13 protein-coding genes are annotated in these 13060 nt (G+C 40.2%); 4 read left to right on the plus strand and 9 right to left on the minus strand.

Annotated features, from left to right (window positions below):
* The first annotated feature begins 483 nt into the window (after positions 1-483).
* Complete coding sequence (locus VMW78_00170) at positions 484-1725, plus strand: pilus assembly PilX N-terminal domain-containing protein (protein HUV49431.1); 1242 nt, start codon at positions 484-486, stop codon at positions 1723-1725.
* A gap of 10 nt (positions 1726-1735) precedes the next feature.
* Here the strand turns inward: VMW78_00170 and VMW78_00175 are convergent, their stop codons facing one another.
* The 7 genes from VMW78_00175 to VMW78_00205 form a co-directional block, all read right to left on the minus strand.
* Entirely contained in the window at positions 1736-2323 is a 588-nt protein-coding gene (locus VMW78_00175) for a hypothetical protein (GenBank protein ID HUV49432.1), read from the minus strand.
* Between the two features lie 8 nt (positions 2324-2331).
* On the minus strand, positions 2332-4899 hold the full coding sequence (locus VMW78_00180) for a GAF domain-containing protein (protein ID HUV49433.1): 2568 nt from the start codon (positions 4897-4899) through the stop codon (positions 2332-2334).
* Between the two features lie 160 nt (positions 4900-5059).
* Entirely contained in the window at positions 5060-6097 is a 1038-nt protein-coding gene (locus tag VMW78_00185) for a LysM domain-containing protein (protein HUV49434.1), read from the minus strand.
* A 172-nt stretch (positions 6098-6269) separates the two neighbouring features.
* Entirely contained in the window at positions 6270-7916 is a 1647-nt protein-coding gene (gene groL, locus VMW78_00190; GenBank protein HUV49435.1) for a chaperonin GroEL, read from the minus strand.
* Between the two features lie 32 nt (positions 7917-7948).
* Complete coding sequence (gene groES / locus VMW78_00195) at positions 7949-8236, minus strand: co-chaperone GroES (GenBank protein HUV49436.1); 288 nt, start codon at positions 8234-8236, stop codon at positions 7949-7951.
* 250 nt (positions 8237-8486) lie between these two features.
* Positions 8487-8759: a zinc ribbon domain-containing protein gene (locus VMW78_00200; protein ID HUV49437.1), complete on the minus strand. Its 273-nt coding sequence runs from the start codon at positions 8757-8759 to the stop codon at positions 8487-8489.
* A gap of 89 nt (positions 8760-8848) precedes the next feature.
* A complete protein-coding gene (locus tag VMW78_00205; protein ID HUV49438.1) occupies positions 8849-9388 on the minus strand; it encodes a hypothetical protein in 540 nt (179 codons plus the stop codon).
* A 212-nt stretch (positions 9389-9600) separates the two neighbouring features.
* Here VMW78_00205 and VMW78_00210 point away from each other — a divergent pair, with 212 nt between their 5' ends.
* The gene (locus VMW78_00210; GenBank protein ID HUV49439.1) at positions 9601-9699 is read left to right on the plus strand and encodes an AURKAIP1/COX24 domain-containing protein; all 99 of its coding nucleotides are present in this window, start codon (positions 9601-9603) and stop codon (positions 9697-9699) included.
* Between the two features lie 71 nt (positions 9700-9770).
* Here VMW78_00210 and hflC read toward each other — a convergent pair whose 3' ends face one another.
* Positions 9771-10715, minus strand: coding sequence for a protease modulator HflC (hflC, locus tag VMW78_00215; GenBank protein ID HUV49440.1), 945 nt, complete (start codon positions 10713-10715; stop codon positions 9771-9773).
* Positions 10712-11749 carry an FtsH protease activity modulator HflK gene (gene hflK / locus VMW78_00220; protein ID HUV49441.1) on the minus strand — a complete coding sequence of 346 codons (1038 nt, stop codon included), beginning with the start codon at positions 11747-11749 and terminating at the stop codon, positions 10712-10714. Before hflK ends, hflC begins: the two co-directional genes overlap by 4 nt.
* A 242-nt stretch (positions 11750-11991) precedes the next feature.
* Between hflK and VMW78_00225 the strand changes: the two genes are divergently transcribed.
* Together VMW78_00225 and VMW78_00230 are read left to right on the plus strand one after the other, a co-directional pair.
* Complete coding sequence (locus VMW78_00225) at positions 11992-12312, plus strand: DUF721 domain-containing protein (GenBank protein ID HUV49442.1); 321 nt, start codon at positions 11992-11994, stop codon at positions 12310-12312.
* 13 nt (positions 12313-12325) lie between these two features.
* Positions 12326-13060 carry a tRNA1(Val) (adenine(37)-N6)-methyltransferase gene (locus VMW78_00230; GenBank protein ID HUV49443.1) on the plus strand — a complete coding sequence of 245 codons (735 nt, stop codon included), beginning with the start codon at positions 12326-12328 and terminating at the stop codon, positions 13058-13060.

A 13060-nucleotide genomic window follows, 5' to 3' on the forward strand; every position in this document is an offset into this window, starting at 1 on the left:
TTCACTACGTGTCACTTCGTGCCCCGCCTTCGTGGGAATGACGATTAAGGGGTATGCTGGACTTATTACGAAACCGTCAAATATTGGTTTCTGAAAAAAATTGGTAAAGTTAATTTTATACAAACGATTAGAACATTAAATATTTTAATAGCTAAGATATAATTTATTTTAAAGTAAGAGTTTGAATCCCATAATATAATATGATAATATAATTTTTGTTGATTACCAACAATTTTTATTGGAAATGCCGAAATGGCATATAATTTGCGGGACTTAATAGTAGAAGAAGGCAATACTTTGTATCCTTAACCGCCAAAACTGTCGAAGCAGGCTCTGATTATTCAGCAAATAACGGTTACAGGACACACACTTTAACCTCTTTAATAACGCCGAGAAATCTTGATTTATAGAAACTCGTTACTGGTTGCTCGTTTCGACTGCTCGACCTTCAAAGGTCTCAATAAAGGGTTTTAAATATCAGATATGGGTTTGATATATAAAAATGAAAAAGGAATGGTCCTTCCTCTTGGGCTTATGTTCCTTGCTATTATAGCGATTTTGGGAACCACAGCGGTTATAGTAACGACAACAGACCTTAAAATCGGCAGCAATTACAGGGCCAGCGAACAGGCATTCTACGATGCAGATGCCGGCGTTCAATACGTAATTGCAAGCATAAAAGATGGACTTGAAAATGAAACCTTTGCTCTGCCTGCAAATATCGAAGATACCGTTTCTTTTACTTCTTATTATACAACACCTGCGGATTTTTCCTTTACTATCTCAGACATATCAATGACTGATTCAAATACCTACACCTTCACCAGCACCGGCAGCGGTCCTGGAAACTCGCAATCCGTCATAGAAGTCTCATTTGCGAGAGAGGTCACAAGCGCTATTAATTACGCTGGATTTGGTGATGCAAAATTAGATACGAAAAATGGCGGAACTACTTTGAGTTATGACAGCAGCAGCCCCGATCCCACAAAAAACGATCCTTCTAACCCGTCATTTCAAAGCACGCATGAAGCCGATGTTGGATCTAATGACTGGCTGGTGACCCATAATGGGGTGTTGATTGATGGAAGCGGAGTATTTGGCGAACAGTCAGACGGCTCTCCTACAACAGACGGCATTCATGGCGGCACAACATTTTATGAAACAACCCCTGTCAATGCAGGAAGGATCGATCCTGACCCTCTTGGTGTAAATTCCGGAGGCATATATGATCCTTCTACCTATAGTGTCAGCAACGACAATGACCTCTCCGGAGTCGGCACCACAATCAACACCAGCGGCCCCGTCACTCTCGTCGGAAAAGCAGGTGGAGCCAATTATTACTTCACGGATATCACCCTGAAAGTTGGGTCAAGCCTCACTGTTGATGTAACGGCAGGACCACCGGTCAACATATTCCTGGAAGGTGGTCTTGAAGCCAAGAACGGCTCGACAATTAATGTTGTTGGGAACGCAACGGATTTTGCTATTTTTTCAAACTCTGCTTCTAAGATCGATTTTAAACACAACAGTGAATTCAAGGGGCTGGTATATGCTCCATTTGCACCTGTTGACATGAAAAACAGTTCATCGGTCTATGGAGCAATATGGGCTAAAACCTTAGATATAAAAAATTCAGGTACACTCTATTTTGACACAGCCTTGAAAAACAAGTATTCAAATACAACAAACAATATGTTAATTCAGTCTTGGAAAGAAGTTTTTTAGATTTTATTTTTTACATCTGGTCATCCTTATCCCACCATGAAGGAACTTTACCCCCATAAGCGGGTTTTACCTTATCGCTGAGAGCTGAAAGTTCTTTTTGTAACAACAGAAGCTTTTCCCATTGCTCATCTGTTTGCTTACCATCCTTTTTCCTCTTTGCTTCCATGAAGGCAGCGGAAACAGTCTCGATTTCCGTTGCGATACGCATTTTTTCCTTAAGAAATGCTTCTTTTTCAGGATGAGACAACAGCCCTGTCTCTTTTTCCTGCCCCGATTCCGGTTTGTATTCAGATTCTGCTTTGACCTCTTCTTCTTTTACCGGCCGTGATTCTTCCTTTATGTAAGGCAAATCAGACTTCCTGATTTCCCGGACCAGGCTTTTTTCAATCCCCACAATTCCGCCGCGAAAGTAAAGCTTTATCTGGCCTTTTTTCTCCCAATAGTGGTTAGTTATAAATGTAGAGCCGTTTTTTAACTCAACGAGATAAGAGGAAAGACCGACAGATGGATATATGAAAAAGGCGATGAATACAATTATTAGAATAAACTTTTTCATAAGATCATCCAACAATCCCATCATTCCGTGAACGGTTACCATTAGACTAATTAATCCTTTTTATAGCCCAGCAGTTCGTATATCTTCAGGTTTCCGAGTCTGTCATCAACATCACGCAGTTTCAGGCGTGACCGTGCGGAATGGCAGGTTTTTTCACTAATCAAAATACCGTTCGGAATGGATTTGGTAAGCCCCTGAAGCTTAAATACATCATTCACGGGATCGCCGATAACAGTATAATCCATTTTCATGTCAAAGCCGAAGTTGCCTACAACTACTTCACCAGTATGAACACTTATACCTATACTTATAGAAGCGCCAAATTCCCCGGCAAAATAATCATTTACGGTTGCAAGCGAGTTTTTCATTTCAAGCGCTGCCAGCACAGCATTATCTGAATCCATAGTGCTTGAGACAGGCGCTCCGAAAAGCGCGAGCAGCCCATCACCAAGATACTTATCAACAATACCGTGATATTTGAAGACTATGCCTCCCATAACGGAAAAGAAATGATTGAGCAGAGCAACTGTTTTCTGATATCCGATTTTTACTGAAAGCTCTGAAAATTTCCTGATATCAACATTCAGCATAGTAATAGTCTTTACCTCTTCAGCCATTTCCTTTCCTGTTTCTGAATGGTGGATGATCTTATCGACTATATACTTGGGTACAAATTTTTGAAACACGTTCCTTATACCACGCTCATGCTCGGCCATTGAGACGGTTTCCTTGTAAAGCCTGGCGTTTTCAATGGCAATACTTACCGATGATGATATAGACTGCAGCAGATCTTCATCGTTGGAGTCAAAATCCCCCTTAATTTTATTTAGAACTTCAAGAACCCCGACAACCCTTCCCTGAGAAATCATCGGCACGCACAATGCAGACAACGTCTCAAAACCTGTAGTGTTATCTACATTAGGATTAAAGTGCGGTGACTTGTGTGTATCATTTATAATAATTGATTCCCCCCGTGCCGCCGTATAACCGGCAATTCCCTGACCCATTTTAAGTCGCAGATTTTTCAGATCTTTCAGAGATTCAAGTTCAACATTAAATCCAACAGCAAGCTCAAGCTCGTTTTCCTTCACAAGATATAGAGTACCCGCTTCAACGTTCATGATTACTTTAATCATATCCATTGTATACTCAAGAACCTTGTTCATATCAAAAGTTGATGAAGCAAGGGCGCTTCCAATTTGTTTGATCGAATCCAATTCTTTATTGCGTTTAACAACAGATTCAGACAACTTATTGCGCTCTATGGCAACGGAAAGCGCATCCGCCATCCATTCTATTAATTGCTTATTATCATAAAACACAACTGACTCCTGTGCAGTTAACGCAACCAATCCATACATAACCCCGCTCATCTTCAATGGTGCAAGAATGCATGACTTAACACCCTGATTCACAAAGAGTTTTTTCTCAACCTCACTGGAAAGCACACTGGCATCATCTATAATAAGAGTGTTCCCCTGTTTCAGAATCTTATCAATGATAGTACCCCTCTGGTATTGATAAAAGGCGTTTTTGGTAATATCTGTTGGCGCATTGGCCAGCAAATCAATAATTTTTATCTGATTAGGAATGTTTTCAACTATGGTTATCACCAAAGCTATACTAAACGGAACAACGGCTTGAATCTCATTCATAATAGCATGTAAAAGTTCACTATCCCTGAGACTTGAGTTCATTGTCTTGAAGATTTTCTCAACTGCCTTTAGAATGAGCTCTTCCTTTTTATTATACTTCAAAAGACTGAGGTTTTCATATGTGAAAGCAGCGTTGCTCAAAAGGGGAGTCAAAACTTCCACGTCGTCCTGTGTATAAATTTTATCACTACTTCTACATGAAATTGTAAGCACTCCGACAATATCTTTGCTGGTTTTAATCGGCATACAAACAAAGGATTTCGAGGCATATTGAGGACGGTTTGCCCTTCCGAACCTGGTGTCCTTTTCAATGTCTTCAACCACGATAGGCGATTTATTGATTACAGCATACTTGGCGATACTTGTTTTAAAATCCACCTCGTCATCTATCTTGATGTATTCCCCAGCCCCAATGGTCGCCTTAACAATAAACGACTCGCTGTCACGATCCAGAATCATGACTGAACCCACGTCTGAAACAGTTAATGCCAGGGAACGCTCCAGGGTGATATAAAGGATTTCAGTTGGATCAAATGTAACATAGCAAAGTTCGGAAAGCTCCTTTAGTATTGATATTTCAGAAGACTTCTTTTGAAGCTGCTGGAAAGTCTTGCTGAATTGATTCTCAATTGCGTTAAAAGATTGGACAAGGCTGTGTATTTCATCCGTGCCTGGATGAATTCCTTCTCCTGTCTCTGCAATATTTTTCTTGGAAATCTTATCGGATATATTCGTTATCTCATTAAACAACCTCCTTAGCATCGTATATCCTGAAAATGAAAAAACCAGAAGGCCCAGAAAAAACAGCAAAACATATTCGTCATTCATTAAGTTATATCTGATTCCGAACATAACAAATCCCAGTACAGGGAACAGAAAAAAGAGGCCAAATATTATAATGAGCTTATAATGAAGATTTTTATTTTTAAGGGAATTATTCCCAAACCACTTCTCAAAATTCATCTTATAACTCTTTCTCCGAAATTTGCATTGTAAATGTTTTGGTACGCGAATTGTCTGGATTTCCGCTCCCCGATCGAAGTCGAGGACAAGCTTCGCTGGGATGACAAAAGCGTGTGCTTTTGATTTTTTGCTAAGTCATCAACCTTAATGGTCTATGGTCTCATTTTTTCGGTAAAGGGCTGCAGATTTTAGCGCCCGGAGTAATACTTTTATCCGACCTTGTAATAAGAACTGTAGCTGTGTTCTGTTCGGTGCGCAGGACAAACAATGTCCCAAAATCTACGACCGAAAGAAGGGTATATTTTTTACTTTTGGGATCGAGCCGCTTTTTTTCCTGGTAATATATACTGTAGTACTGCCCCGGCATTACGCCTTCCTGACTGCCCCTGTCAATAAAGGCTATTGCGCCGTCTCCGCTGATGGTTGCTTTTTCTTCTGAGCCTATGATTGATCCTTCAAGCCCTTTTTTGCTTTCGGCAATTAATATTTTCTTTGACAGCGGCTGATACGGCATTAAAAGATCATTGACTGCAATAGAGCGGAAAGATTGAACAACCTTTGCTACAGAAAAATCAGGATGCTTTTCTGTAATTTCAAGTATCCCGGTCAGATAGTGCTGAAATCCAACAGTATCCTTTGTTTTTTTGTTTATTACATGTTCTATGGTTCTATATGTTGTATATTTTTGCCCTGGAATAAATAATGCATTATTATTTTGTTTTATATAAACCTTGTCACCATGACTGATCATAATTTTATCGTTATATGACTTGAATATATGTCCTGAGGGGGTAACAGGTTCTTTTTTAATAAAACCTATTTTGTCAATTGCAGTATAAAGGAGATATGGAGGTTCTTTTTGCGGCTTTTTTTCTTGCAAGGACTTTTCAGCCACATCTGTTTCAGCCGTTGTTTTAATCCACCCTTTATGAAACAGGCGTATCCTTTCGCCAGGGTAAACCAGATGGGGATTGGGGACCTGTCTGTTTTCTTCCCACAAATCAGGCCACTGCCATGGTGAATCAAAGAATCGCTGCGAAATATCCCAGAGTGTGTCTCCCCTTTGAATAGTATAATAAAAGCCTGTTTCATGTTTGATTCCCTTTTCATCTTCAGCACAAAGATATAAGGGGCAAGCAATTATTACTGTGAATATCCACAGACAGGGAATTACTTTGATAATTTTACTATAATTCATAGATTGCTCCGATATTTGATTTTCAGCCTGATTCAGCAGATAGATTTTTATTTTTTATATCCCTCCTGTTATTTATTTGTCAAGCTTTTCAAAAAAAAGCCCTCATGCTGTAACAGCAAGAGGGCTTTTTTTGTTTTAAGATGATCGGTATCAATATGAAGACGGCTTTATTTTACATCATTCCGCCCATTCCGCCCATTCCGCCCATTCCGCCGCCCGCCGGCATGCCGGACTCTTTTTTATCTTCAGGCTTTTCAGCTATCATGGCTTCTGTTGTCAGCATCAACGCAGCAACACTTGCCGCATTTTGCAGAGCAAAACGAACCACCTTGGTAGGATCGGCAATGCCTGCTTTAATAAGGTCTTCGTATGTATTAGTTGCAGCATTGTATCCAAAGGCGCCTTCGCCATTTTTAACCTTTTCAATCACAACGGAGCCTTCTGCACCTGCATTATTGGCAATCTGGCGCAGGGGCTCTTCTATGGCGCGCATAACAACCTTTACGCCCAGCTTCTGGTCTGCCTCCTTGATTTTAATCTTGTCCAGAGCGTCCAGGCAGCGTACCAGCGCCACGCCGCCGCCAGGCACAATACCTTCTTCAACAGCAGCCCGGGTGGCATTTAATGCATCCTCGACGCGTGCCTTTTTCTCTTTCATCTCGGTTTCGGTTGCTGCGCCGACATTAATCACAGCCACACCGCCGATTAATTTAGCAAGACGTTCCTGGAGTTTTTCACGATCATAATCGGATGTTGTATCCTCCATCTGAGCGCGAATCTGTTTTACGCGGCCTTCCAGAGCGCTGCGAGCGCCGGCGCCGTCAACAATAGTGGTGGTGTCTTTGTCAATGGTAATCCGTTTGGCTTTGCCAAGGTCTTTAATCGTAATGTTTTCCAGTTTGAGTCCAATGTCTTCTGATACAACCTGGCCTCCGGTAAGAATTGCTATATCCTCAAGCATGGCTTTTCTTCTGTCGCCAAAACCAGGAGCTTTAACCGCGGCAACATGTAATGTTCCTCTCAGCTTGTTTACAACAAGAGTGGCAAGAGCTTCGCCGTCCACATCCTCTGCAATGATTACAAGAGGTTTGCCCATTTTGGCGATTTGCTCGAGTATGGGAAGAAGGTCTTTCATGGAGCCTATCTTTTTTTCGTTGATGAGAATATAAGGATCTTCAAGTGAAGCAACCATCTTGTCCGGATTTGTAACAAAATATGGAGAAAGATATCCACGGTCAAACTGCATGCCTTCGACCACCTCAAGTGTGGTTTCCATGCTTTTTGCCTCTTCAACGGTGATAACACCCTCTTTGCCAACTTTGCCCATTGCTTCGGCAATGATATTGCCTATTGTTTCATCGTTGTTTGCGGAAATGGTGCCTACCTGGGCTATCTCACGCTGATTTTTGGTTGGTTTGCTCATTTTTTGAAGTTCATTGACCGCAACCTCAACGGCTTTTTCAATACCGCGTTTTATGGCCATAGGGTTGTTGCCTGCGGCAACCAGCTTTTGTCCTTCCTCATAGATACTTCTTGCCAGAACTGTAGCAGTTGTTGTTCCGTCGCCTGCCATATCGCTTGTCTTGCTGGCAACCTCTTTCACCATCTGAGCGCCCATATTTTCAAACTTGTCTTCCAGTTCGATTTCCTTAGCCACAGTTACTCCATCCTTTGTAACCGTGGGAGACCCCCATGATTTATCAATAACAACGTTTCTTCCTTTTGGCCCTAGAGTCACAACCACCGCATCAGAAAGGATTTTAACACCGTTGAGCATAGCTTCACGGGCCTTCATGTTATATTTTATAATTTTAGCCATCTTGATCAATCCTCCATTATAGTATCAATTTATTATTCGATTATTCCAAGAACATCATCTTCACGCATGATGAGATATTCTTCGCCGTCAATCTTCACCTCTGTGCCGCCATACTTGCTGAATAAAATCCTGTCACCCTTCTTTATCTCAAGAGCTATTCTCTTGCCGTCATCACCTGTTTTGCCCTTACCAATAGCAATAACCTTTCCTTCTATCGGTTTTTCCTTAGCTGTGTCGGGAATGATAATTCCTCCCCTGGTGGTGGTTTCTTCTTCAACACGTTCTACTAAAATTCGATCTTGTAATGGTCTGAGTTTCATTGTTTACAATCTCCTTTTTTCTTTTCACGAATTATCAAAATCAGTTACACCAAATTCCTAACTTTGGTTTTTTGTAAAACACCCTGTGTTTATAACTTAAATAAAATAGTTACAGATTTAAATTTGTAAAGAGCAATAAATTTAATTTCTTAAAAGGTCAAAAATAAGACGACGTTATAAAAAATACATTTATGCGTTTTTTCAAAGGGCTGTAGGCGCATTGGATGGACTTTTTAAAAAATCGCCAGTTTTAATCATCTTTTTTGGCTGATTTAGCTGATTTGTCGGTTTTTGAAGTCGATGCCTTGTCTTTTGCTTTGCATGGAGCAGAAGAGGCTTGGGGTTTGTGTGAATAGTCTGTTACATACCAGCCTGTTCCTTTTAGATGAAAAGTACTTTGTGAAATAAGTTTTTGAAGCTTTCCTGCACAATGTCTGCATTTAGTTAGCGATTTGTCAGAGAATTTTTGTATTACCTCTTCAACCTCGCCACATTGAGTGCATTCATATTCATAAACTGGCATTGTTTGATGACCTCCTTATTTAAGCTTTGTTTTGTATTATAGTAAGTGTTTTTTTATTGTCAAGCAACGGCTATCAGTTTTTTTCCTGATCAGTTCCGTAATCTATCAAAGCTTGCGTGCCATTTGCTATAGAACTTTAATACATCTGCCAGCCCTGCAATCCTTACAGAGCTTAAAATTTCACGAGTTTCTTCATGCACCCGTTTTTCTTCCATATTTCTTTCTTCGCATGAAGCATCAAAGCTCTGGATAAATTTGCTGAACCTGACGATATGAATTAATTCATGGACTATAATATATAGTATAAACAGGAAGAGCTCCATACCGGGTGATTGTTTTAATGCTGCAAGAATGGAATGGTCCTGAAGGCATATTTTATAAAAATCATATGTCGACGAACTGAGCGATGTATCTTTTAGTCGGCCTTTATAGCGGACAATTTGTGCAAAAGGCCCGTCGGTTGTTTCATCGGGGCAAAGATCAACCAGGGTTTTGACATCATACCTGCGGTGAAGCCACTGAGCTTCCGACATCTTGTAAAAGTTACTGACAAGTTCCTCAGCTATTGCCACTGAATCGTTAACTGTTTTGAGCTGATCCGGGTTGAATTTTTTCAGTTGTTTCATCATAAATTTGCTTTCACAACTGAGCACAAAGAGATCACAGAGGAAATATTGTAATTGCAAAGAATTATCTTTGTGTTTACTGTGCATTCTGCGCTAAATTATATTTTTTACGAGATTGTCAAATTTAACTTACTAAGAAAATTGTGGACAAATAACAATAAATAGTGTTAAAAATAAAAATTATGTAATTAAATATTATCATTGGAGGTGATTCGTTGAGTAGTGTAGTTAAGAAACGGAGAAAGAAGATGCGAAGACATAAACACAGAAAGCTTTTGGCACGCACACGCCATCAGAGAAGAAAAGGTAAATAAGGATTAGAGGATTAAGGCATTAGTGGCGGCAAATCACGATATTTTTTAATCCTTAATCCTCTAATAAACCTCTAATTAAAATCTCCTTTAAGATATTTAAAAAATTCTGAATCTGTTGAAAGAACAATAGAGCTGTTTTCATCAAGAGATATATTATAAATTTCAAGGGTCTTGACAAATGAATAGAACTTCGGATCTATTCCAAATGCTTCGGCAAATAATTTAGTTGCCTCTGCATCGGCCTTTCCTTTTATCCCCTGGGCGGTTTTGTAGGCCTCTGATGTTATCTTTTTCAAGTCCCGCTCTTTTTTGCCGAGAACTTTTCGGGATTCCCCCATTCCTTCGGAACGAAATTTTTCCGCTATCTGACTGCGTTCCGCAATCATTCTGCCATAAACAGATGCTCTAACCTGTTCCACATAATTAATACGCTTAATCTTAACGTCGACGAGTTCAATTCCGAACTTGGCAAGTTTTGGTTGAGCCTGTTCCAATATCCCCTTTGATATCTTTTCTCTGCCCGTATTAATGGAATATATGTCGCGCTGCTTTTTCTTTTCATCTTCTGCGGTTATTTCAAAAGCCTCCATCTCTCTGTTTGACGTGCGAACGGTTTCAATAAGCTTGTAGGAGGTTATAAAATTTCTTACTGCCGGATCTATGATATCATCAAGCCTTCTCAGAGCGCTTACAGTATTGTTTACTGTCTGAAAAAATTTGACGGGATCGACAATTTTCCACCTGGCAAATGTGTCAACCCATATATAGGTTTTTTCCAGAGTCGGTATCTGCCCTGGATCACCATCCCACGCCAAAAGATTTTTTGGAAAATATGTGGCATGCTGGATAAAAGGTACCTTGAAGTAAATGCCTGGTTCTGTTTTTGGAACGCCGACCACCCTTCCAAATTGAGTGACTACTACCTGCTCGGTTTCGTCAACAGTATAAGCTGAAGCAAATGCAACAAGAAAAAACGCAATTGCAGCGATAATTAAAATCATACCTTTAGGTTTCATTTTTGCGCACCATTTTGTTTTCCAAGATTAAGTAAAGGTAAAAAATTCTTTTGTTCAGAATCTATAATATATTTATGGCCAAGCTTTGGAAGCAGCTCCTGTATTGCTTCAAGATAAAGACGCCTTTTAGTAACATCCTTTGCTTTTATGTACTCTTTATAAACGGCTGTAAACCTTTCGGAATCACCTTTAGCCCTGTTTATCCTGTCTAAAGCGTAGCCTTCTGCCGCCTGAATGGTTCTGTCCGCTTCACCCCTGGCTGCCGGTATAGCCTTGTTATAATCCTCTTTGGCTTTATAAATCATTTGTTCCTTTTCCTGAACCGCCTGGTTGACTTTGTTAAACGATGACTGCACAGGCTCTGGAACGTTGGTCCTTTTCATTTCTATTGTTACAATACTAATGCCGGCTTCTGCATTGTCCATCTCTTTTTGCAGGACGTTTCTGGCATCAATTGCAATTTCTTCCCGTTTTGTAATGACCTCATTGATACTCCTGTCGCCCACTACAAGACGCATTGCCGCTTCCGACATATCTCTGAGCAGTTTAGGAGCATTTTGCACCTTGAACAGATATTCATAAGGATCCTTTATCCTGTACTGGACAATCCATGGAACCAGCCCCACATTAAGATCTCCGGTAAGCATAAGTGATAAGTTCTCATTTTCACTGTCTGTTTGGAAACGTTCTCTAAGGTCACTTTCTGGTGAACGGAAGCCGAATTCCTCTTTATAGACACGTTTTATCTTTACTTTTGTTATTTTTTCAATTCCTGAAGGCAGCTTGAAATTAAGTCCTGGTTGGCTGGTACGGATATATTTCCCAAACCGCTGGACAATACCGACCTCATCCACTCCAATAGTATAAAACATCGAAGAGCCGAAAAACAGGGCGATTAGAATAAGAATAATAATCGGGCCGCCTGGTAATTTGAACTCTTTAATTTTTTTTACAAGTTCATCCACATTCGGCGGCATTCCGCCCCTGCCAACATTCTGTTGTTGTTGCTTAAGTTTGTCCCAATCCCAATTCATAAATTTAATATCCTGTAAATTTTATCCAGATAACATTTATAATATCGTACACTTAATTATAAAATCTATCTTGCTTGATATTGTAAGTCAAGCTAAAAGCAGAAATTATATGAGACTAGGGTTTTTCTTGACAATAAAGCTGATGAATTCGTAAAAAGTCCAACACACACCTTAACCGTCATTTTCGCGAAGGCGGGGCATGTAGTGAAGTGGGAGTGACTTGACTTTATAATTTTATTATTATGGTGGAAAAAAGGAAAAATATCAAAGAATTTGAACACATAGGCGGTGTTATTAATAATTTCCTGAAAACATGCCGGCATGAATCTGATCAAGAGCTGGTTAAAATTTGGAATTTGTGGAATAGCGCGGTAGGAGATGTTGTTGCGGAAAATACCAGGCCTGCCGCATTCAAGGGACGGCTTCTTCTTGTGCATGTAGTCAGTTCAACATGGATGCACCAGCTTCAATTTTTAAAAACAGATATTATAGCAAAGGTAAATGATGCTCTGGGCAAGGACATGGTCGGAGAAATAAAATTCAAGATCGGTCCTTTAAGCTGAACTCTTACAAAAGATGAAAACTTTAACAACAGATACTTTTTTTAACGGTCGTCTGCAGGTCAAACAGAATCGGTTGGGCTACCGTTTTTCGATTGATGCAGTTTTGTTGGCAGACCATATCAGGTTGCGGCCTGGCGACAATGTCCTTGATCTTGGAACAGGATGCGGAATTATCCCCTTGATTCTTGCGTATAGGCATAAAAAGATAAAAGTTTATGGCGTTGAAATTCAAAAGGAGCTTGCTGATATTGCATCTGAAAATGTTAAAGAAAATCACATGGAAGATCGAATTTTCATCCTCTGTTGTGATATGAAAGAGCTGAAGCATGATATGGTTTCCGGTCCCGTGGATCTGATTGTATGCAATCCCCCATACAGGAGGGCCGGGTCAGGAAGGATGAATCCGGATCAACAAAAAGCGGTTGCCAGGCACGAAATTAAGGTTAATCTGAACGATGTTATTGAAACAGCCCGTTGCATGTTACGAACTTCAGGAAGGTTTGTTATGATTTATCCTGCCCAGCGGATAACCGATATGCTCACTCAAATGCGTTCAAATGGTATTGAGCCTAAATTTTTCCGTATGATTTATTCAGATCTGAGTTCAGAAGCAAAACTTATTTTGGTGGAAGGGATTAAAGGCGGACGCCCCGGCACAAAGATTGGCCCACCCCTTATCATCTATTGTAAAGATGGCAAAGATGGTTCCTATACAGATGAAGTCAAAAAGATGATGGAAGGATTATAG

The organism is Anaerolineae bacterium, assembly GCA_035529315.1.
Taxonomy (GTDB): domain Bacteria; phylum Desulfobacterota; class Desulfobacteria; order Desulfobacterales; family ETH-SRB1; genus Desulfaltia.